The organism is Caproiciproducens sp. CPB-2, from assembly GCF_036287215.1.
In the GTDB taxonomy this organism is placed as follows: Bacteria; Bacillota; Clostridia; order Oscillospirales; family Acutalibacteraceae; genus Caproiciproducens.
This window is the reverse complement of sequence record NZ_CP142860.1, coordinates 1201367-1222943: the sequence shown is the minus strand read 5'-3', so window position 1 is coordinate 1222943 and position 21577 is coordinate 1201367. Positions and strand designations below refer to the sequence as shown.

23 protein-coding genes are annotated in these 21577 nt (G+C 54.2%); 5 read left to right on the top strand and 18 right to left on the bottom strand.

Annotated features, from left to right (window positions below):
- Positions 1 to 10: 10 nt before the first annotated feature.
- Complete coding sequence (locus VXK30_RS06050) at positions 11 to 832, bottom strand: mechanosensitive ion channel family protein (protein ID WP_275716820.1); 822 nt, start codon at positions 830 to 832, stop codon at positions 11 to 13.
- A gap of 137 nt (positions 833 to 969) precedes the next feature.
- On the opposite strand from VXK30_RS06050, the gene mltG reads away from it, so the two are divergent.
- Both mltG and VXK30_RS06040 read left to right on the top strand, forming a co-directional pair.
- Positions 970 to 1941 (top strand): endolytic transglycosylase MltG, encoded by a 972-nt coding sequence (mltG, locus tag VXK30_RS06045; RefSeq protein ID WP_275716822.1) that lies wholly within the window; start codon positions 970 to 972, stop codon positions 1939 to 1941.
- 25 nt (positions 1942 to 1966) lie between these two features.
- Positions 1967 to 2695 (top strand): MBL fold metallo-hydrolase, encoded by a 729-nt coding sequence (locus VXK30_RS06040; protein ID WP_275716824.1) that lies wholly within the window; start codon positions 1967 to 1969, stop codon positions 2693 to 2695.
- A 220-nt stretch (positions 2696 to 2915) separates the two neighbouring features.
- On the opposite strand, the gene VXK30_RS06035 is transcribed toward VXK30_RS06040, so the two are convergent.
- The 3 genes from VXK30_RS06035 to VXK30_RS06025 are packed head-to-tail and all read right to left on the bottom strand — an operon-like array spanning position 2916 to position 5048.
- Complete coding sequence (locus VXK30_RS06035) at positions 2916 to 3851, bottom strand: TIGR01212 family radical SAM protein (RefSeq protein ID WP_275716826.1); 936 nt, start codon at positions 3849 to 3851, stop codon at positions 2916 to 2918.
- Positions 3848 to 4363, bottom strand: a complete 516-nt coding sequence (locus VXK30_RS06030) for an HD domain-containing protein (protein ID WP_275716828.1) — start codon at positions 4361 to 4363, stop codon at positions 3848 to 3850. The genes VXK30_RS06035 and VXK30_RS06030 overlap by 4 nt, the downstream gene beginning before the upstream one ends.
- Before the next feature lie 28 nt (positions 4364 to 4391).
- Complete coding sequence (locus tag VXK30_RS06025; protein WP_275716830.1) at positions 4392 to 5048, bottom strand: Crp/Fnr family transcriptional regulator; 657 nt, start codon at positions 5046 to 5048, stop codon at positions 4392 to 4394.
- 338 nt (positions 5049 to 5386) lie between these two features.
- Here VXK30_RS06025 and VXK30_RS06020 point away from each other — a divergent pair, with 338 nt between their 5' ends.
- Positions 5387 to 5761, top strand: coding sequence for a VOC family protein (locus VXK30_RS06020; protein WP_275716832.1), 375 nt, complete (start codon positions 5387 to 5389; stop codon positions 5759 to 5761).
- Positions 5762 to 5897: 136 nt separating this feature from the next.
- Here the strand turns inward: VXK30_RS06020 and VXK30_RS06015 are convergent, their stop codons facing one another.
- Positions 5898 to 6845: a bile acid:sodium symporter family protein gene (locus VXK30_RS06015; protein WP_275716885.1), complete on the bottom strand. Its 948-nt coding sequence runs from the start codon at positions 6843 to 6845 to the stop codon at positions 5898 to 5900.
- 37 nt (positions 6846 to 6882) lie between these two features.
- On the bottom strand, positions 6883 to 8466 hold the full coding sequence (locus tag VXK30_RS06010) for a peptide chain release factor 3 (protein WP_275716834.1): 1584 nt from the start codon (positions 8464 to 8466) through the stop codon (positions 6883 to 6885).
- A 527-nt stretch (positions 8467 to 8993) separates the two neighbouring features.
- Between VXK30_RS06010 and VXK30_RS06005 the strand changes: the two genes are divergently transcribed.
- The gene (locus tag VXK30_RS06005; RefSeq protein ID WP_275716836.1) at positions 8994 to 10469 is read left to right on the top strand and encodes a GH25 family lysozyme; all 1476 of its coding nucleotides are present in this window, start codon (positions 8994 to 8996) and stop codon (positions 10467 to 10469) included.
- Between the two features lie 289 nt (positions 10470 to 10758).
- Here the strand turns inward: VXK30_RS06005 and ndk are convergent, their stop codons facing one another.
- Positions 10759 to 11163 (bottom strand): nucleoside-diphosphate kinase, encoded by a 405-nt coding sequence (gene ndk / locus VXK30_RS06000; RefSeq protein WP_275716838.1) that lies wholly within the window; start codon positions 11161 to 11163, stop codon positions 10759 to 10761.
- A gap of 221 nt (positions 11164 to 11384) precedes the next feature.
- On the opposite strand from ndk, the gene VXK30_RS05995 reads away from it, so the two are divergent.
- The gene (locus VXK30_RS05995; RefSeq protein ID WP_275716840.1) at positions 11385 to 11555 is read left to right on the top strand and encodes a hypothetical protein; all 171 of its coding nucleotides are present in this window, start codon (positions 11385 to 11387) and stop codon (positions 11553 to 11555) included.
- A 139-nt stretch (positions 11556 to 11694) separates the two neighbouring features.
- Here VXK30_RS05995 and VXK30_RS05990 read toward each other — a convergent pair whose 3' ends face one another.
- The 11 genes from VXK30_RS05990 to VXK30_RS05940 form a co-directional block, all read right to left on the bottom strand.
- Positions 11695 to 11847, bottom strand: coding sequence for a hypothetical protein (locus tag VXK30_RS05990; protein ID WP_275716843.1), 153 nt, complete (start codon positions 11845 to 11847; stop codon positions 11695 to 11697).
- Between the two features lie 12 nt (positions 11848 to 11859).
- A complete protein-coding gene (locus VXK30_RS05985) occupies positions 11860 to 11994 on the bottom strand; it encodes a hypothetical protein (RefSeq protein WP_275716845.1) in 135 nt (44 codons plus the stop codon).
- A gap of 70 nt (positions 11995 to 12064) precedes the next feature.
- Positions 12065 to 12949, bottom strand: a complete 885-nt coding sequence (locus VXK30_RS05980; protein WP_275716847.1) for a tocopherol cyclase family protein — start codon at positions 12947 to 12949, stop codon at positions 12065 to 12067.
- The gene (locus tag VXK30_RS05975) at positions 12942 to 14276 is read right to left on the bottom strand and encodes an FAD-dependent oxidoreductase (protein ID WP_275716849.1); all 1335 of its coding nucleotides are present in this window, start codon (positions 14274 to 14276) and stop codon (positions 12942 to 12944) included. The genes VXK30_RS05980 and VXK30_RS05975 overlap by 8 nt, the downstream gene beginning before the upstream one ends.
- Positions 14277 to 14381: 105 nt before the next feature.
- Positions 14382 to 16115 carry a HAMP domain-containing sensor histidine kinase gene (locus tag VXK30_RS05970; RefSeq protein WP_275716851.1) on the bottom strand — a complete coding sequence of 578 codons (1734 nt, stop codon included), beginning with the start codon at positions 16113 to 16115 and terminating at the stop codon, positions 14382 to 14384.
- A 12-nt stretch (positions 16116 to 16127) separates the two neighbouring features.
- Positions 16128 to 16823, bottom strand: coding sequence for a response regulator transcription factor (locus VXK30_RS05965; RefSeq protein WP_275716853.1), 696 nt, complete (start codon positions 16821 to 16823; stop codon positions 16128 to 16130).
- An 11-nt stretch (positions 16824 to 16834) separates the two neighbouring features.
- A complete protein-coding gene (gene phoU / locus VXK30_RS05960; protein ID WP_275716855.1) occupies positions 16835 to 17500 on the bottom strand; it encodes a phosphate signaling complex protein PhoU in 666 nt (221 codons plus the stop codon).
- 72 nt (positions 17501 to 17572) lie between these two features.
- Complete coding sequence (pstB, locus tag VXK30_RS05955; protein WP_275716857.1) at positions 17573 to 18328, bottom strand: phosphate ABC transporter ATP-binding protein PstB; 756 nt, start codon at positions 18326 to 18328, stop codon at positions 17573 to 17575.
- A 12-nt stretch (positions 18329 to 18340) separates the two neighbouring features.
- Complete coding sequence (gene pstA / locus VXK30_RS05950) at positions 18341 to 19213, bottom strand: phosphate ABC transporter permease PstA (RefSeq protein WP_275716859.1); 873 nt, start codon at positions 19211 to 19213, stop codon at positions 18341 to 18343.
- Entirely contained in the window at positions 19203 to 20561 is a 1359-nt protein-coding gene (gene pstC, locus VXK30_RS05945; protein WP_275716861.1) for a phosphate ABC transporter permease subunit PstC, read from the bottom strand. Before pstC ends, pstA begins: the two co-directional genes overlap by 11 nt.
- Positions 20558 to 21445 carry a phosphate ABC transporter substrate-binding protein gene (locus VXK30_RS05940; protein WP_275716863.1) on the bottom strand — a complete coding sequence of 296 codons (888 nt, stop codon included), beginning with the start codon at positions 21443 to 21445 and terminating at the stop codon, positions 20558 to 20560. Before VXK30_RS05940 ends, pstC begins: the two co-directional genes overlap by 4 nt.
- Between the last annotated feature and the right edge of the window lie 132 nt (positions 21446 to 21577).

Below are 21577 nucleotides of genomic sequence, written 5' to 3'. Positions count from 1 at the left end.
GCCGTGTCTTTTATTCTTCGGGCTTTACATGGACATCGAGCTGATTGTGAGGAATCCGGATGCCCGCCTCGTCAAACGCAAGCTTTACCTTTTCCTGCATATCAAAATAAAGGGTCAGGTAATCGTCCGTTTTGCACCATGCCCTCACCTCCACCGTGATGCCGTTTTCCCCGTGCTCACCGACCACGACCAGCGGAGCGGGGCTGTCGAGCACCATGGAATTCCGTCCGGCCAGATTCCCGAGCAGGCTTTTCACCTTTCCAAGATCCTCGTCATAAGCGACGGTATATTTCAGGTCCAGGCGGCGGGTCGCCATGGCGGAATAGTTGACGATAACGCCAGAGGTGATTTTGGCGTTCGGAATCACGACTTCTTTATTGTCGAAGGTCCTGAGCGTGGTGAACATGGTTTCGATCCGCTCGACCGTTCCTTCCGTCTCCTCAAAGAGGATGTAATCCCCGACGCGGAACGGCTTTGTAAAAATGATCTGCGCGCCGCAGGCGATGTTGGCCATATTGTCTTTCACGGCAAGGCCGATCGTCAGGCCGGCCGCGCCGATCGCGGCGATAATGGAGCCGACGTTCATGCCGAGCTGTGCCGCCGCCGTAATGCATACGATCATTTTCAGCAGCACTTTGGCGAGAGAGCTGATAAAAGTGACGAGGCCCGTGTCCGTCTTTGAGCGCGACATCGCGCGGAACATCAGTCTGACCGCCTGGTTGCTCAGCCACCAGCCGATCCCTAAAATCAGCAGCGCGCCCAGAATCCTCGGCAGGGATGATTCCAGAAGCAGAAGGAGCTGCTGTCCGTATTTTTCAAAGCTGAATTCCAAAAAAATTACCTCCCTTAACGGTTCAGTGATCTGTTTTCCTGTTTTTGGAGATGTCAAAGAATAGCACATTCTATTGAATTACACAGAAAAAGGTTATAAAATAGTAGAAAATGATAGAATAAAAGGTGATTCAATACATGAAACAATTTCTTGCAATGCTGACCGTACTGGCAGTCTGCCTTTCTCTTTCCGCCTGTTCAAAAAACGACGGAAGCAGTGAGTCCTCCAGTCCGGCAAGCAGTGCCGCAGTCAGTGAAACGGGTTCTTCCGAACCGGATACATCCTCCAGCTCCGGAGTTTCTTCCGTCTCCTCCGCGGCGGTGGCCTCTTCGAAAGAGACCTCTTCCCAAAAGCAGAGCGCTTCTTCCGCGCCCGCTTCCCCATCCCAGCCGGAAAAGGCCCAGACCGTGCGCGTGGTGATCCCCGAAGGGTATACGCTGTCGCAGATCGGCGACCGGCTGGAAGCGAACGGCGTCTGCAAAAAAAGCGAACTGCTGAGCACCGCGAATTCCTACGATTTCAGCTATTATTCCCTGATCGGCAAGCTCGGTTCCAACGCGAACCGCTGCTATAAGCTGGAAGGATACCTTTTCCCCGATACCTATGAATTTTATAAGGACATGAAGCCGCAGGACGCGCTCGGCAAAATGCTGAGAAACGCGGAAAGCAAAATCGGCGGCAGCTACAGCTATTCCGGTATGACCACCGACCAGATCGTCACCCTTGCCTCCATTATCGAAAAGGAGTCGGGAAACGTAAATGAAATGGCAAAGGTATCCTCCGTGTTCCACAACCGGCTGAAAGCCGGCATGAAGCTGCAGGCGGATGTAACGGTCATCTATGTGGAAAAATATCTGAAGCCCAACCTCACCGGCGATATCAACCGCTACAATTCCTATTATAATACCCGGAAATGCCCCGCCCTGCCGGTCGGCGCCATCTGCAACCCCGGCAAAGCCGCGCTGAACGCCGCGGTCAACCCGGCAAACACCGACTACCTTTACTTTGCCGCCGATTCCAGCGGAAATTACTACTACGCGAAAACCTATGAGGAACACAAGCAGAACCTGAACAAAGCGGGCATCATCGAGGGCGGCAGCATGCAGTAACCGCTCCGAACGGAAGGAGAATCGTATGAAAGCCGAAATCAGATATCTGTACAACAGCGGATTCACACTGAAAACGGACCGCCATCTTTTTATCTTCGATTATTACCTTGACTCCCCAAAAGGCTGTGGGCTCGCCAAGGGCGTCGTCGACCCGGAGGAAATCAAAGACCTCGATGTGGTCGTCTTTGTCTCTCACAGCCACCCCGACCACTATAACCCGAGAATTTTCAGCTGGCGCAAAACCATTGGAAAAATCCGCTACGTACTCTCCGACGATATCAAGACCCTTGAGAACGTAATCAGGGTCGTTCCCGAAGGGGAATACGACCTTGGCGATCTGAGCGTGCGCACGCTCGATTCCACCGATATCGGCGTGGCGTTCCTCATTCAGGCGGACGGCCTGTGCATTTATCACGCCGGGGATTTAAACGACTGGTACTGGAACGGGGAGCCCGACGGCGACAACCGCGAAATGACCCGCCGTTACAGGGAACAGGTCCACACGCTGAAGGGCGAAGCGATCGATATCGCGTTTGTTCCGGCCGACCCCAGGCTGGAGGAACACGCGCTGCGCGGTCTGGACTACTTTATGAGAACCGTGGGCGCAGAGCTGGCGGTACCGATGCATTTCAGCGAAAACACCTCCGTGTTTGAGGAGCTGAAAACCGACAGCCGTACGGAAGGCTACCGCGGCCGGATCGCATTCTTTTCCCAAAGGGGAGATATGATTCCCTATCCGAACGCCGACAAATAAAGCGGGAACGCGTTCCTGACAGCGATCAAGCCGTGCAGCCTCTTTTGGGCTCCTTTGAGGGAGCTGGCAGGCAAAGCCTGACTGAAGGAGTACTCCCTCGGACGCGCCGGGCGCCCCGCTTCCCTCACGGAGGGGGACTCATTGGCTTTCTTTCGCTTTAGCGCGATTTCTCATCTTTCGATACTCTCGGAGCGCTTTTCGGTTGAAAAGGCGCTCTTTTTTATACATATCGTTTTCCCTGCCAGGTATCCTTTTGGACAAGCGCGCGGTCAATGCCGCCGAGCACGGCAATTTTATCCACACCCCAGAGCGGCGTGATCAGCTGGTCGCGGGCGCCATCCCCCGTGATCCGTTCGATCACCGTTTCGGGCGGCAGAACCTCCAGCTGGGAACAGACCACGTCGAGATACCCTTCCCTGGTCATGGGGACGACTTCTCCCACCGCAAGCTGACGCTCCATGGGAGTCCCCCGCATGACCTGCAGGAGATGGATTTTCACCGCGTCCGCTCCCAGCGCGCCGACCGCCCGGGCAGTGTCCAGCATCATTTCGGGGGTCTCCCCCGGAAGCCCGTTGATGATGTGTACGCAGACACGGATGCCGCGGGATTTGAGCGCCTGAAAAGCCTCTGTAAATACGGCGCAGGAATGGCAGCGGTTGATTTTTTCGGCGGTGGCGTCATGGATGGTCTGCAAGCCCAGCTCCACCGTCAGATACGTTTTTCCGGACAGTCCGGCAAGATAATCCATCGTTTCGGCTTCCAGAGCGTCCGCGCGCGTGGCGATGCTGATCCCGCACACGCCTTCGGCGCCCAGGGCGGATTCATACAGCTCCCGCAGCCTGGGAAGCGGCGCGTAGGTGTTGGTGTGCGCCTGAAAGTAGGCAATCACATCCGCGCCGGGTGTTTTTTCGCGCACCCGATCAAGCTCCATGCGCACCTGCTCGGCGACGCTCCTGTCCGCCCCGTGGGTAAAGTCCCCGCTGCCGGACAGGCAATAGGTGCAGCCGCCGAAGCCTTTGGAGCCGTCCAGATTCGGGCAGGTGAAGCCCGCGTCGATCACCGCCTTGAAAACCCGGCGGTCAAACCGCTTTTTCAGATGATAGCTCAGCGTATGATACCGTTTATTGTCATTGGAATAAAGGAAAGGACTTTTCAAACCGACGCTCCGTCCCGGGAGTTCAGATACATTTCAGAAAGATATTCCTTACCTGTTTCCGTTTTGAAATATTTTTGCAGAACGGACCGCGCCTGCGCTTCGGCCATACCGTCCTCATAAAGGTTGACCAGAAAATCCGCCTCGACCAGGATCTGATAATCCGGGCCGCTGATTTCGGTATAGGTGTGGTGGCGGCCGATCAGAAAGCAGACGCGGTCGATCACCGCCCGCGGGATACCGGCCTCCAGAAGAATTTTTTCCGCGACCGGGGGGCCCTCCAGCTCCTGATATTTTCCGGAGGAGGAGCCGTATTTCCGTTCGCTGTTCCGGATTCCGATATCGTGAAGGATGGCGGCAAGCTCCAGAATCTCCATTGTGTTTTCGTCCAGGCCTTCCATCTCGCCGATGGACTTTGCGAACGCGTATACCTTCAGCGCGTGCTGTACCCTTTTCGGGTCCCCCTCGTTGTAGCGGACCATGGCTTTCAGGATTCGGTTGTTTTGGCTGTTCATTTGTCTCTCTCCTTTCCTTTTCAGGTTTCTACTGTACAAAGCTTTTCAGCTTTTCCACGTCGAGCAGTTCGAAGCTGTCCCCGCGAAAGGCGAGGATTCCCTCGTCGCGCATCCGGCCGAGCTCGCGGGACATGGACGGGCGGGAAACATTGAGAAAATCCGCGAGCTCATTGCGGTTGTACGGCAGAGTGAACCGCTGTTTTCCCGACTTGCGGTACTGCTCGAAAAGATAAGTGCAGAGCTTTCCGCGCATGCTTTTGATCGTCAGAAAGTCGATTTTGCGGTTCAGATAAAGCGCCCTGTCCGCCACAAGATGAATCAGATTTTCCGTCAGCAGGGTGTGCCAGCGACAGGTTCTGCTGCACGGCATTAAAATTTTAGACGGCCGGATAAACATCACCGTGCTTTTTTCCAGTGCGAAAATCGTCGCGGGGGAACGCTGAAGGTCGGACAGAGCCGCCACTTCCCCGAAAATTCCCCCGGGCCGGATTTTATTTAAAACGATCCGTTCGCCGAGCGGCGTTTCCTTCGTCACCGCGACCGTGCCGTCAAGCACGATTCCGACTTCCTGCATCGGTCCCGAGGCCTGAGCGATCAGGCCGCCCTTTGCGTAATCCGCTCCGCGGGGAGAAAGGCAGTTCAGCATCTGTGCGATCTCGGCCGGAGTGATCCCCTTGAACAGCACGCATTTTTCGAGAACGCCGATGAATGTCTCAAAAATAAAACCACTTCCCCTTGAGGTGTTTTCCCTTACTGTAAACCCGTATAGCCGCAGTCCTTACAACATTTCCAGTTGATTCTGCAACAAGATTGCGTTCCTTCCCCGCCTTTGGCGGGGAAGGAATGTGTTTTGTCTCGCAAACTGAAATGGAGTTGCTGTTGGGCATATTGGAAATACTTAAAATGATTATATCTTGATTTCATCAAAAAAACAACCTGAGCGCTCCGCTTTTGGACGATCGGATCATTGAAAAGCGGCCCGATATGAAATATAATAAATCCATAAAAGACGGAGGTGTTTTTATGAAAGCGAAATTTCTGCACAACAACCTGAATGTGTTTGATTTAGACAAGAGTATCGCGTTTTACAAAAAGGCGCTCGGGCTGACGGAAATCAGGCGCAAAACCGCCTCGGACGGCTCCTTTATCCTTGCGTTTTTAGGGGACGGACAGACCGGGCATCAGCTTGAGCTGACCTGGCTGCGCGATCGCAAGGAACCGTACAACCTGGGCGACAACGAAATCCACATCGCGTTCAGTGTGCCCGACAAGGCCGAAGCCTATGCCCTGCACAAGGAAATGGGATGCATCTGCTACGAAAATCACGACATGGACCTGTATTTCATCTCTGACCCCGACGGATACTGGCTGGAAATTCTGGCGGAAAACAGGAACTGAACCGAAAGGCCCCCAAAAAAGATATTAAAAAAATGCGTCCTGACCCGGATCAAAACCCCGGCCAGGGCGCGTTTCTTATCTTTTAAATGATTTATGTAAGCATTGAAGACAGGCAGGAAAATGCTTCTTTTGAAAATCAAACTTCTTTCTGGACGCCGCAGCGTTTGATAAGCAGCTGGGCAAAACACGCGGCCAGAACCTGCTGAAAGAGCGTCCCGATCATGACCGGGAACATGACCTCCGCCGGAAAATACGCCGCGGCAATGACCGCGCCCGCGCTGATATTTCTCATTCCGCAGCCGAACGTCATGGATACGACAATCTCCCGTTTCAGTTTCAGCACCGCCGCAAAGGCCCAACCCAGCGCGTACCCCAGCACGGCAAGCAGCAGAATGGACCCGGCCACCGCAAAGAGGCGCGGCGTCATATTACGGATAAAGGGCGCCACCTTGGACGAATTGGCGCAGACCACCAGCATCAGTGCGATTTTCCCGAACGGCGCGAGCCTGGGCGACAGGGTCTGTTTGACCGTGCCCCCGGTAAGCTGATTCAGCGTCATCCCCACAAGCGCGGGGATGCCCACCATCAGCAAAAGCTCCTTCATCATGCCAACGGTGTCAACCTGCACATTCGATCCAACGAGAAGATGCAAACTGAACGGCACGCTGAACGGAGCCAGAAGCGTGTCGATCAGCAGAAGGGAAAGCGTGAACGGAGCGCTGCCGCAATAGATGGAAACCCACATGGTGCTGACCACGGCGCTCGGCACAACGAATTCCAAAACCATCCCGGTAATGATATACGGGCTTTGGGGAAAAAGCAGATTCCCCGCGCCGAGCGCGAGAAAGGGCAGGACCGCATGCAAAATCAAAACGGACAGAAACAGCGGCAGCGGGTGCTGCACCACCCGCCTGATGTCGGAAAACCTTGACCCCAGGCTGCCGCAAAAGGTCATAAACGCAAAAATATAAGGCACCAGAAACAAAATCCGGCTGAACTGGGACGCGAAAAGCACGCCCATAAAAAGGCAGAACGGCGTAACCAGCGCCATCCATTTCTCAACAAACGCATTAAAGCTCCTCATAAACCGCACAAGAGCCCCTCCAATACCGTATTCGCCGTTATCTGCCGAATTCCGCGAGGTTCAGGCCCTGATTATGCTCCTGTGCCCAGCGGATGCTCCATTCATTCGCGAAAATCAGAAGACGGTTTCCCTTCAGGTCCTGAATCCGCTTGGTGTCGGACGTCAGGTTCAGCGTCTTGGGGTCAAGCTCTTCGTTTTCGATCCAGCGGATATACTGATACGGCAGCCCCTCCATGCGGATGTCGACGTTATATTCGTTTTTCAGACGGTATTCCAGAACATCGAACTGAAGGGTGCCCACCACGCCGACGATCACCTCTTCCATACCGCCGCCCAGCTCCTGAAAAATCTGGATGGCGCCCTCCTGCGCGATCTGCGAGATTCCCTTGACGAACTGTTTTCTTTTCATGGTGTCCACCTGCTGCACACGGTTGAAATGCTCCGGCGCGAAGGTCGGGATCCCGCCGAACAGGAATTTTTGCGGCGGGGTGCAGATGGTGTCGCCGATGGAAAAGATGCCGGGGTCAAACACGCCGATAATATCGCCCGCGTAGGCCTCGTCGATCACCTCGCGGTCCTGCGCCATCAGCTGCTGGGGCTGCGAAAGCTTCATCTTTTTTTCGCCCTGTATATGCATGACTTCCATGTTCTTCTCAAACCTGCCCGAACAGATGCGCATGAACGCGATTCTGTCGCGGTGCGCCTTGTTCATATTGGCCTGGATCTTAAAGACAAAGGCGGAAAACTCATTGGTCAGGGGGTCGATCAGGCCGGTGTCCGCCTCCCTGGGAAGCGGCGGGGTGGTCATGTTCAGAAATTCCTCAAGAAACGGCTCCACGCCGAAATTGGTGAGCGCCGAACCGAAGAAGACCGGAGAAAGCTTTCCGTTCCGGACGGCTTCCAGATCAAATTCGTAGCCCGCGCCGTCGAGCAGCTCGATATCATCCACCAAAGTCCTGCGGTGGTCCTCGCCGATCAGCGCTTTTAGCTTTTCATCGTTGAGTTCGACTTCCGTCGCCTCCACTTCCCGCTGACCGTTGTTGGCGGTAAAGGCGATGATCTCTTTTTTATTTCTGTCATAGACACCCTTGAATTCTTTTCCCGAGCCGATCGGCCAGTTCATGGGAAAGGTCTGGATGCCCAGTTCTTTTTCAATCTCTTCCAGAAGGTCGAACGGACTTCTGGCTTCCCTGTCCATTTTATTGATAAAGGTGAAAATAGGGATATGCCTCAGTGTGCAGACCTTAAAAAGCTTGCGGGTCTGCTTTTCAACACCCTTGGAAGCGTCGATGACCATGACGGCGGAATCCGCCGCCATCAGAGTACGGTAGGTGTCCTCTGAAAAATCCTGATGCCCAGGGGTATCCAGAATATTGATACAGTAGCCGCTGTAATTGAACTGCATAACGGAAGAAGTAACCGAGATTCCCCTCTGTTTTTCGATCTCCATCCAGTCGGAAACTGCGTGCTTTGCGGTTTTTTTCCCTTTGACCGAACCCGCCAGCGTGATGGCTCCGCCGTAAAGCAAAAGCTTTTCCGTCAAGGTCGTCTTTCCCGCATCCGGGTGGGAAATAATAGCGAACGTCCTTCTTCTCTTAATCTCATTTACATAACTTGACAAATTACTTCCTCCAACCAACTACAGCATTTTCAGTTGATTCTACAACAAGTTTGCGTTTCTCCCCCGCCTTCGGCGGGGGAGAAACGTGTTTTGTCTCGCAAACTGAAATGGAATTGCTGTAAAAATACACTTGTTCATTGTAAAGCATTTACTGAAAATAATCAAATATAATTTTGCCGTTCTTTTGGGCGAGAATAAAAAAGCAAAAGGGAATTTATCCCAAAAAGCAGGGGGCAAAGCCGGGGTTTTTAAAACGCAATCCCAGAAACACTCAGGAAAACTGCCACTTTTTGCTTTCACCGGCTTGTTCTGTTATTCTTTTGGGGGATTTTGACGCATTTTAGGGGATGGAGTTTTTTGGTGTATTTACTTGACATAATTAGTAATAAAAAATATAATTGAAATTGTATCGTTCCTGCTGTATTGTGCAGTGTTGCTACTTCAAAATCGAGAAGAAAATGCATGCCTTTTGCGAATTTCAGTGGGTAAAAACATGGTGGAACAACGAAAACAATTGGAGGAAAATTATGAAAAGAAAGCTCGTCTCTCTCGTATTGGCGCTTGCAATGATTGCATCGCTCTGCACAACTGCCGCTTATGCGACGGACACCAGCACCGTTACTTCCGCAGCCATGACTCTTGACAGCACCAAGCTGGCTTTAAGAGTCGGCGAAAGCGCTTCCCTGACGGCTTCCGTTATGGGATGCATCATGAGCGACGCCGTTCTGACATCAAGCGACCCCGGTGTGGCGACCGTCGTAGGCAATACGGTAACGGGCGCCGGTCTGGGAAAGGCGGTCATTACGGCGACAACAAGCGACGGACAGACCGCGACCTGCAACGTACACGTGGTCCTGAAGGGAATTGATGTTTCCGCCTGGCAGGGCGGCATTAACTGGAGCAGTGTAAAAAGCAGCGGCGTTGATTTCGCCATCATCCGCACCGGCTACGGCAGCGAGCAGTGGGATAAGCAGACCGACGCTTATTTTAACGCCAACTACGACGGAGCGACCGCGAACGGGATCAAAGTCGGCGTCTATCACTTCAGCTACGCAACGACCGTGGCGGCGGCGGCTGAGGAAGCGAGAATGTGCCTCAGCATCTTAAATGGCCGCAAGCTCGATTACCCCGTATTTTACGATATTGAAGACAGCACTCAGCGTGTTCTTTCGCGGGAGCTTCTTTCCAGTATCGCCCAGACCTTCTGCTCCGCGATCGAAAGCGCGGGCTACAAGGCCGGTATTTACAGTTCTCCCAGCATCTTTAACTCCAACCTCTCCAGTTCCGTTCTGGACCCCTACGACAAATGGGTGGCGCACTGGGGCGTAGACGTTGCCCGGTACAGCAATCCGTATACCGTATGGCAGTACGGTTCCGCGACTGTTCCCGGGATCAGCGGTGCGGTCGACCAGGACTACTCCTATGTGGATTACTCCTCTTCCAGCCAGCCCACCAATCCGGTGCAGGATCCTTCCCAGACGCCCTCTACAACCACTTTCAGATCAGATACCACAGCGCCGTATTCTTTCGGCACCAACAGCTCTTATATCTATAAAATAACCACCACCTCATCCGTCATGCCGAAGGCGGTTTCATCCAACCCTTCGGCGGTTTCCGTGGCGTTTTACCAGAAAACAACGGGCGGTTATCTTTATCGGATCACAAATGTGAACCAGGGTTCCGCTACCATTACCACCACCCTGGGGGACCTTTCCACCTCCTTCACCGCCAACGGCAGGGCATCCGGAGTGATTTCCGACACGACCTATCCGTTCACGATCAAGCGGGGCGCGACTTATCAGTTCAAATTTACCCCCAGCGGCACCAGCGCCGCTCCGGTATTCACTACGGGGAACGGCAGCGTGCTCAAACCAGTCCTTCAGCAGAAGGTCGGTTCGAGCTACTATTATAAAATCAGCGGCCTGAGCGCCGGATGCACCGGCGTTTATTCCACCCTGCCCGGCCAGCAGCCGGTCCGCCAGTGCGTCGTGACCGTGGCGTAATATTAGGAAAACGAGGCGGCGGAGAATTCTCCGCCGCCTGAGAGTATCGAAGAATTTGTCAGGCGTCGAGAAATCGCGCAAGACAAGGCGGCAAGCGCCGACAATGAGGGAGCATACTCTCTGTATGTGACCGAAATTTGCAAGCGTGGCTAACGCAGTAAGCAAAATTGTTTTACAATTTTGCGGTTGCGCGACTTTATCGATGACCTGAGGCGGCGGAGAATTCTCCGCCGCCTTTTTATCGCCTGGTTTTCTCATGGAAAAACAGGATGGACGGACCGTCGGCCGTTCACCGCCGGGCAAAAAACCGTCCGATTTCAATCTCCGCGCTTTCCGCCGAATCCGAGCCGTGAATCAGGTTCTGCCGGGTGCTGAACGCATAATCGCCGCGGATGGTTCCGGCGGCCGCGTCCTCAAAGCGGGTGGCGCCGATGATCTTGCGCGTTCCCTCAACAGCGTTTTCCCCCTCCACAATCATGGCGAGCACCGGGCCGGATACCATGTATTTGACGATGTCGGGGAAAAAAGACTGGTCCGCAAGATGGGAATAGTGCTCCCGCAAAACAGCCTCGTCCAGCTGCAGCATTCTGGCGTCCGCAATTATGTATCCCTTGTCTTCAATTCTTGCAATAATTCTGCCCGCCAGCCGCCGTTTCAACGCGTCCGGCTTCAAAAGAATACAGGTTCTTTCCATTGTTTCATCCTCCTGTCGGCATTGATGATTCCATCGATCTTTTATTCAGTATATCATAATTTTAGGAAGTTTTCATGGAAACGGATCTATCTTTTTCTTGCTTTTCCCGCCTATCCCGCCTATTAAGAATTTTTAATAAATAAATTTTTAACTGCTATAACGTAAAAATCGACTGAATGATTTGACGCGCCGGGCGAACACTAATCCGGGAGGTGATAACGGTGGAGCTTCCGCTGGGTTTTGGCATGGCGCTCGCCCAAAACGTGCAGGCAATGGAGTATTTTTCGGCTCTTCCTCAACAGAGGCAGGAGAACATTGTCCAGCAGACGCACGCGATCCAGTCCAAGCAGGAAATGCACGATTATGTGCAGAGCCTGATAAACAAATATTAACAGTCATATCTCTGCTGAGCGCGGAGAAGATATTAGCGGCGGGGCATTTATCATCTTTATAAAAACGTGCCTTGTGCATGGATATATACCCTGTTAGGGCGAGGCCCAAACCTCGCCCGGTCTACATATTGGATTCCCGCTACATGGGCGGGGCTTTCTCTTTGGTGTGCTTTGCTTTTCCCTGAAGCTCCGGAACGGGCTGAACATCATTTTTCGGGATATGCGTCTTATGGTTGCTTTCCGTTCCGTGCGGTTCCTTCGGATCCGGCCGTCTCATCCCTGCTTTTGCCAAGATTCTTCCCCCTTAAACGTCGTTGTTTTTGATGGACTGTTTTTTGGCGTTTTTATTTTGATTCTGATTTTCCCGGGTAATCGGCGTCTGTCCGTTCGCCTTTTTCACCCGGCTTTCTTTGTTGTCCGGCTGGCTGTCCTTCGGCAATGCATCCACCTCCCTTTGCCGTTATTATGTGCACAGGGAAATACCTTATGCAATTTTCGGAAAGAGGGCGCTATTTTACATATTCGTACCCCGCATCCTTGCCGGTCAGGTCAAAAAGGAGCGTATTGTCCTCATACAGGCAGAACCGTACGCCGGAGGACATATTTTCACGGATGATCCGGGACATTTCGCCCGACTGCGGCGCAAACAGCTTGTGGGCGGGCTGGGAGAGAATGTCCGCTTCCAGCAGATATTTTCCCTGCTTCAGAAGAAATCCCTGCTCCGCACAGCGGAGCATTCTGACGCCGCGGTAGGTGGCAAAGCGGTATTCTTTGCCCTGAAAGCAGACAACGGCAATGCATCCCTGAAAATGAAACAGTCCAAACGGAATTTTGGCAATGGAAACCATTATGCTGCAGGAAGGATCGGGAAAACGGTTGCACTGCACCCAGAGATAGCTGGAGGGAAACGAAGTCCCCCAATCCTTTTCAATGTATCCGTCACCCCCGCCAAAATCGATTTTTTTGCCATTCAGGATCATGGAACCCGTCAGGGAATGCTTCATGCTGATGACGCCGTGATTGCACTCCATAAAGGGGACAAAGCGAAACGGACCCATAATGTCCGACGCAATCGGCGTAAGCGGACCGTAGCGGATATCCCCCGTGCAGCGAATGTCCGGGCCGGCCAGATCGATATGAACGCCCTTTTCGGTAAAAATATTTCTGCCGACGCGTACGGAAAACCTTTTCCGGCAGACGCGGAACGCGGAATACGGATAAGCCAGCTGAAAAGAGCCTTCCCGGGTAATCACCTGAAGGAAGGCCCTTTTTTCTCCCCGCGGGCTGAAGCTGACTCCCGGGATGAAAGCGACGGCGCCGTCCGCGTTTTGGTGCTTGAAGTACCAGCCCTCGAAGAAGGAACGGGTTTTGTGAAGGGAGTGGTAATCAGTCATGCTTAGTCCCCCTTAACGCGGGACCGCCGATCAGCTCTCCCTGTGCGGTGAATCTTGACCCATGGCAGGGGCAGTCCCACGTTTCCTCCTCCGGATTCCAGTGCAGGCGGCAGCCCAGGTGCGTGCATTTCCGTGTCGGCGCGGAAAACAGACCGGCCGTCAGCTCCACGGCGGAGGTTCCGAAGTCGGCCAGCATATTTTTGGCGGACGCCGCCGCGTGAAAGCGCTGGGGAGAAAAGACTTCCGCTTCCCCGTTCCTTCGCCCGCAGATCATATCCGTAAGGATCATGGCGGAGGCCATGGAGGTCGTCATTCCCCATTTTTGAAAGCCCGTCGCCACATACAGGTTCGGGGTGGACGAAGCGTAGCGGCCGATATAAGGAAGGTTGTCCCACGTCACGCAGTCCTGCGCGGACCAGTGGCAGACCTCCTCGCTTTGCGGGAAAAACTGTTTGGCTGCGCTGCGGAGCTTTTCATAGCAGCCCGTCCCCGGATGCTTGCCCGTGCGGTGCCCGGCCCCGCCCAGAAGGACATACTCCCCACAGGTACGGAACGAATAGCCGTCCGGGTCCGCGTCGATATACATTCCCTCGAGGCGGCCCGCATTTTTCAGCGCGATGACATAGGAGCGCTCCTGATGCATCCGCGCAAAATACCAGCCGGGGACATTGATGATCGGGAAATGCGTGGCAATGACGATCTGGTCCGCCGTCACCCTTCCCCGGTTGGTAATAATGGAATCGCCGCGGACGATCAGCACCCGGGTGTTTTCATAAACCGTAAGGTCCGCCGAGATGGATTTCAGAAATTTCAGGGGATGGAACTGAGCCTGACCGTTAAATTTCACCGCCGCCAGAACCGGAAACGGCAGGTCGGTTTCCGTTGTAAACTCCGCGTCGATGCCCAGTTTTTCCGCCGCCTGCGCCTCGGACATCAGTTCCTCTTCCCTGTCGAGGGAATAGATAAAGGCGGGTTTTGTTTCAAATTCGCAGTCAATGCCATTCTCTGTAATGATCTTCTCAAACTTGCCGATTGCCTTTTGGTTGGCAACGGCATATTGCCTTGCGGATTCTTCCCCGAAGTCCCGGATCATACTGTCATAGATCAGATCATGCTGTGAGGTGATCTTTGCCGTTGTGTTTTTGGTCACGCCGCCTGCGGTCTGCTCCGCTTCCAGCACAGCGACGTTCCGTCCCTCCTTCTGCAGAAGGTACGCGGTCAGAAGTCCGGCCATGCCCGCCCCAATCACCGCGGTATCGACCACGATGTCGTTTTTCAGCGAGTCCCTTTTCGGAAAGCTGCAGCTTTCACTCCATATTGATTTCATTTCAGATCCCTCCGCCATTAAGGTTTACTAAAAGAAAAACAATATGCAAAAAGCCGCCTGATTTCCGGCGGCTTTTTTGGCAGGGCGGACTCCCTCCCGCTCCCGTTATCCTTCGTTCAGCGCAAGAGGCAGACGGACGACAAAGGTGCTGCCCTTTCCGACTTCGCTTTCCACGCCGACCTCTCCGCCGTAAAGTGCGGCAAGGTGCTTGACGATGGACAGTCCCAGACCGGTTCCCCCGATTTCCCGCGAGCGGCTGGCGTCCACGCGGTAGAAGCGCTCGAACAGCCGGTCAAAATGCTCCGGCGCGATGCCGATCCCGGTATCCTTCACCCGGATGATCGCCATCTGACGCTGGCGGCGCGCCGTCACGGAGACGCTGCCGCCGGACCTGTTGTATTTGATTCCGTTTTCGATCAGATTGCCGAACATCTGCTGAAGCCGGGTCGGGGAACAGGCTACAAACAGCGTGCTGTCGGCGTCCAGCGTAAGCCTGATCTGGCTTTTTTCCGCCAAAGGTCCGAGCCGCTCGATGCACTGCTCCAGCTCGTTCCGGACACTGCACCGGCGCACGGAAGGGTCTTCCTTCGCATTCTCAATCTGCGACAGCGCCAGCATATCGTCGATCAGCCGGTGCAGCCGTTCGGCTTCTATATCCAGTACGTCGTAGAAATAGCGCCGGGTCTCCTCGTCCCTGTCCGCGCTTTTTAAAAGCTCGATACTGCCGCGGATGGAAGTCAGCGGTGTTTTCAGCTCATGGGTGACATTGGCCACGAACTCGCTTCGCATCTGCTCCAGCTTGTGCATCCGCGTGACGTCGGTGATGACGGCGAGGGCGGACTGCTCCTGCCGCCCCGCTATGGGAGAGACATAAACGGTAAACTGCTTTTCATTGGGCCCGCCCAGCACCGTCTCTTTTCCAGCCGCGGAGTTTTCAATGGCACGCTTCATCATATTTGCTATTTTTCCGATCAGCAGGCTGCCCTCCAGCTTTCCTTTTTCGGCAAGGCTCTGCTTTTCCAGAAGGCGGCGGGCACTCTGGTTCAGAAACAGGATTTCATTTTCGGCGTTGACCGCGAGCACTCCGTCGTCCATGCCCTGAAGCACGCCCTCCAGCTGATTCTGTTTGCTGACCAGCTGGGAAACAGCTGTTTCGGTGCTCTGTGCCATCATGTTGAAAGAACGGGCAAGCTCCCCTACTTCATCCTTGTAACTCCCCGTCACACGGCTCGAATAATCGCCGCCGGAGATTTCCCTTGCCGCGTCGGTCAGCTGCTTGAGCGGCTCCGTCGTGCGGTAAACAAGAACGCCGGTCACAACGCAGACAATGGCGATACCCAGAAGCATGCTGAGAGCGGCAACCATCCACAGCCGGTACAGGACCCTGTCGAGGTCCGCGGTGGGAAGCGCGGCGCGGATAAAGAAGCGGTCCTTGATATAGACGGCCTCGTAATAATAACGCTGGTTCAGGCTTGCGCTGATGCGCGTATCGTATCCCCGGCCGTTTTTCCGTGCCTGGATGATCTCGGGCCGGCTGCTGTGGTCCTGATTGATCTCTTCCCTGGCGCTGTCGCCGGTCACTTTGCCGTCCAGGCCGATGATGCTGATACGCATTTCCTGGCCGGTTTTTTCCAGTTCGACACCGACATTGGTCGCGGCGGCCTCGGGGTCGCGCTCGATCTCTTCGAGCTGGGTGGAAAGGATGCTCAGCGCAGTGTCGAGCCGCCGGGTGAATTCGGTCTGATACTGCCGCTGGATCTGAAGCGCAGCAAGCAAAAAAGCCGCGATAAATCCGACCACGATAATGACCGCATTGCTGAGCATCAATTTCCTTTTCATAGCCGCCTCCGATTAATTCTGTCCGCTGAATTTATATCCCACCCCGCGCACCGTCTGAATATAGGCCGGATCGTCGGGATTATTCTCTATTTTCTGGCGCAGGTAGCGCACGTGAACATCCACCGTTCTGGTATCGCCGTAGTACTCAATTCCCCACACCTTATCCAGAAGGGTGTCGCGGGTAAGCACCTTGCCGCTGTTTTTCATCAGCATGACAAGCAGGTCGAATTCCTTCACGGTCAGCTCGATCGCGGCATCTCCTTTGGTCACGCTGTGCCGGGTGATATCCACGGTCAGGTCGCCGCTTGTCAGCACCTGATCCGCCGCGTTATCCTGCCGCGCCGCCCTGCGCAGAACGGCGCGCACGCGGGCACAGAGCTCCTTGATGCTGAACGGTTTCACAATATAATCATCCGCGCCGATTTCCAGCCCCAGCACACGGTCGATTTCTTCACCCCTCGCCGTAAGCATCAGCACCGGCACGGCGCGCGTGCTCTCGTTTTCCCGCAGCATGCGGCAGACGGCAAGGCCGTCCGGCTGCGGCATCATCCAGTCCAGGATGATTGCGTCCGGCACCCGCTGCCGGACAGCGTTCATCAGCTGGGTCCCGTCCGGAAACTCCGCGGTTTCAAACCCGCTGTCCTTCAGCCCGAAAGAAACCAGCTTACGGATATTCAGCTCGTCGTCCGCAATATAAATCAGAGCCATGTGGTCCTCCTTTAGCTTTCTTTGGTATTCAGGTCGGGATGCATCCCGGTCTCCATATAAATAACCCATTCGGCAATATTGGTGGCGTGGTCGCCCATGCGCTCAATATATTTTGAAATGAAGAGAAGGTCGACCTCGCGCATTACGTTCTGCGGATTCTGGGTGATGATGCCGCAGACTTCCAGTATGATTTTCGAGAACATGCCGTCGACGATATCGTCGCTTTCACAGACCGCCTGAGCCGCTTCCACGTCGTGGCTGAGGAAAACGTCCATTGCGCGGCGGAACATGTCGTGCGCCGCCTCCAGCATCTGCACCACGTGCGTGATGGCCAGACTGTTGGTGTTCAGCTCCCCGATGGTGAGAATGTCGCAGATGTCCGCGCACTGGTCAGCCTCGCGTTCAATATCCGTCAGGATTTTCAGGCAGGCCGCGATCACCCGCAGGTCCGTGGCGATCGGCTGCTGCATTGCAATCAGGTTCATGCACATTTTCTCGATATTGTGCTCGAGCCGGTCAATTTCATTGTCGCCGTTCGCGACCTCCGCGGCCTTTTCCAGGTCCATGGTGCGCAGGGCGGCAATCGTGTCCTCTATGCGCTGATTGACCGTGTTGCCCATGTCTGTCATCTGTGTGATCAGACTGGCAAGCTCCCGGTCAAAGATTTTTCTCGGCATGATATTTCCTCCTTTATTATACAATTTCCTTTCTGAAATAGCTATAGGCAACTGACTCTTCCGACCGCAAAATCAGCCGAAACGTCCCGTAATATAGCGTTCCGTGCGCTCATCCTTCGGATTGTTGAACATGGAAAGCGTATCGGTGTATTCCACAATTTCCCCCAAAAGAAAAAATGCAGTCCTGTCCGCGATACGCGCGGCCTGCTGCATATTGTGCGTCACAATAATCACGGTATACCTGGCGCGCAGGTCGTCCATCAAATCCTCGATTTTCAGTGTGGAAATCGGGTCAAGGGCGCTGGTCGGCTCATCCATCAGAATAATGTCCGGCTCCACAGCCAGCGCACGCGCAATGCACAGACGCTGCTGCTGCCCGCCCGAAAGGCCGAGCGCGGATTTTCTGAGCCGGTCCTTGACTTCCTCCCAGAGCGCCGCGCTTTTGAGCGACTGCTCTACAATTTCATCGAGCTTCTGTTTATTTTTAATCCCGTGAACACGCGGGCCGTAGGCGATGTTATCGTACAGCGTCATAGGGAACGGGTTCGGCTTCTGGAACACCATGCCGGCGCGCTTGCGCAGCAGGGTGACGTCGGTGCGGGGATCGTAGATGTCCTCGCCGTCGATCGTTACCTTTCCCGTAATTTTACAGTTTTCGATCAGGTCGTTCATCCGGTTGATCGTTTTCAGGCAGGTGGATTTTCCGCAGCCGGAGGGACCGATAAAAGCCGTTACTTTGTTGTGGGGGACTTCCATATTGACGCTTTTCAGCGCATGGAAATCTCCGTAAAACAAATTTAAATCCTGAATTGATATCTTTGTTTCCATATTCCTATTCTCTTATCCTTTCCTGAGAGTCCTGGAGAGCAGCGCCGCAAGCCGGTTGAGTAAAAAGACCAGAATCAGCAGCACGGACGCCGTGGCAAATGCGATGTGCATGGCGTCGGGCGAGTTGGCCTCCCGCGCGGTCTGGTAAAGGTGCAGGGTCAGCGTGCGCCCGCTCGCAAAGATCTGCTGAACAAATCCCTTCGGCATATTATAGGACAATCCCGAGGTGAACAGAAGGGCCGCGCTTTCGCCCACGATTCTTCCCATGGCGAGAATCACGGCGGTCAGCACGCCGGGCATGGCGCAGGGCAGCACAATCCCCATCACGACGCGCAGCTTTCCGGCGCCGAGGGCCAGAGCGCCCTCCTTATAGCTGCCCGGGACGGACAGGAGCGACTCCTCCGTCGTGCGGATGATCGTCGGCAGAATGCACAGGGTCATGGTAAGGCATCCGGCCAGAAGCGATGTCTGCAGGCGGAACAGGATACAGAAGACCGTATAGCCGAACAAGCCGAAGATAATGGACGGAATCCCCGAGAGAATCTCCGTGGTAAAGCGGATCGCTTTGACCAGCCTGCCCTGCTTTGCGTACTGCGTCAGATAGATTGCCGAGGAAATGCCGATGGGGGCGGAAATCAGCAGAGTGATGACCACAATATACATGGTGTTGATAATCATGGGCAGAATGCCCTTTAAGTCGTCATTCGTTTCCGAATAGGCTGTGGAAATAAATTTCCACGAAATGTAGGAGACGCCGTTGACCAGGATGTAGAAAATAATCCCCAGAAGCACGATCACCGTGACCGCCGCCGCGGTATTGATCAGCACCTTCAGGAAGGTATCGAAGGGGCGCTTCCGTTTCCCGTAAAGAGAGCTACTCGGCATCCATCTGCACTCCCTTCCTTGAAATATAAGTAAAGGTGATATTGACGATCATGATAAACACAAACAGCACCAGCCCGATGGCAAAAAGCGCCTGACGGTGCAGACCGGAGGCATAGCTCATCTCCATGGCGATACCGGTCGTCAGGAAACGCACCGTTCCCAGAAGAGACGGCATATTAGCGACGTTTCCCGCCACCATAATGACCGCCATCGTCTCGCCGATCGCGCGGCCGACACCCAGAATGACGCCCGCAAGGATTCCGGACCGGGCAGCCGGGATGCTGACCTTGAAAATCGTGGCGGTGGGTGTTGCGCCCAGCGCGAGGGACGCCTCCCGGTAAGCCTCAGGCACCGCTTTTAACGAGGTCTCCGTTACGCTGACGATAGTGGGAAGCACCATGATGGCAAGGATCAGGATCGACGCCAGCAGGCTGTCGCCGATGGTGTTGTTCCGGAACGGCGGAAAATCGCGGATGGCCGGAACAATGACCAGCATTCCGAAAAAGCCGTAGATGACGGACGGAATTCCGGCGAGCAGTTCTATCGCCGGGTGGACCAGACGGGCAAGCTGCGGTTTCGCCGTTTCCGCAAGGAAAACAGCCGTCAGAATCCCGACGGGAACCCCCAGCAGAATGGCTCCCACCGTCCCCGCAATGGAGGAAAGGATCAGCGGCAGGATGCCGAAGATGTTCGCCTCCGCGTTCCACTCCCTGCCGAACAGGAACTGCCCCAGGCCGATCTGCAGAACGGCGGGAGAACCCGCGGCGAAAATGTACACGGTAATAAGGACGACCGAGCCGACGGACACACAGGAAAAGACCAGAAAAATCGATTCCGCAAGCTTCTCCGTCCCCTGCGTCCAGAGGGAAAGAACCGCGCACACGATTCCGCCGACCAGCACATAAATGGACGGCCAGAGGTAGGCAATCGAAATTTTGCTGATATTCAGCTGCGTGACCGCCGTCTGGATGCTGGAGGTGGTAATCAGGACAATCAGGGGAGTAACCGCGGACAGCACGAACGCCGTCCCGGCCATCACCGGTTTTTTGAACAGGAGCAGAAGGATTCCAGCGGCCGGAAGAAGCACCCCGGCAATCACCGAAATTCTGGTAAGAAGCGGAATCGTGACAAGGCCGCTGAGTTCCGCCCCCTGTACGCGCATCCCTCTCACCGTCGCCAGCTGGAAAGCGCTGACAATATATGTTGTATTTTTAAAAACAAACTGAATGTACGGAAGAAAAAACGCAAGGACGGAAATAAGGCCTAACAAAATTGCCAGGCCTTTTTTCACACTATTCTTTTTTTTGTTTTTCAGCGCGTTCTCCGCGCTGTCCATTGCTATGCTCATTTTGCCAGTACCAGTCCAGCTTTCTTGATAACATCCTGTCCTTCGTCCGATTTGATGAATTCAAACCATGCTTTTACAAGATCGCTGTCGGTGCCTTTTTTATAGATTTCAATGAAGGGTCTCTGCGCTTTGTAGCTTCCGTTTACAATATTTTCTTCATTCGCTTTGATGCTGTCGACATCGACCGCTTTGACGGTATCGTTTACCGAGTCGAGGGAAACGTAGCCGATTGCACCCTTATCGCTGCCTACTTTGGTAACTACTTCACCGGTGGAGGAAAGCTCCGCGGCGTATTTGCACTTTTTCTCTACCTTGAAGATGCTTTCAAAGCCGTCGCGTGTACCGCTTGCCGCTTCACGGCCGAGCACTGTGATCTTGGCATCGTCGCCGCCGACATCTTTCCAGTTCGTAATTTCGCCCGTGTAGATTTTGGCAATCTGATCGGATGTAAGGCCGCTGACCTTGTTGTCCTTATTTACCGCGATCGCGATACCGTCGATAGCGATCTGTACGATTTCATAATCTTCCGGTTTCTCTTCGTCCTTCATTTTTCTGGAAAGGTCGCCGATCAGGGCCGTACCCGCGCTGACCGCCTTTGCCGCATCGCCGGAACCAGTTCCGCTTTTTTCAACCGTTACGCCGGGGTATTTTGCCTGGAAAGCTTCGCCCAGAGCCTGGCAGACCTTAGCCATGGAAGTGGAACCGTTGAGTGTCAGCTTGCCGCTCAACTGCTCTGTGGCAGACGACCCGCTCTCGGATACCGCTGTATTGGATGTATCTGCGGCGGAAGCAGCGGAAGAAGTTCCTTCAACTTCCGAACTACACCCCACAAATACAGACCCCAGAATCGCAGCTGTTAAAACAGCAGATATGATTTTCTTCATTTTGGACAGTCCTCCTACAAAATTATGTTTTTCGGTTCTTTAACACATTGCCATTTTACGAATCCAATGTTAAATCCCTGTTAAGCTTAGTTTAGATTGAATTTAAATAAATATGCCGCCTGGAATCGGCTT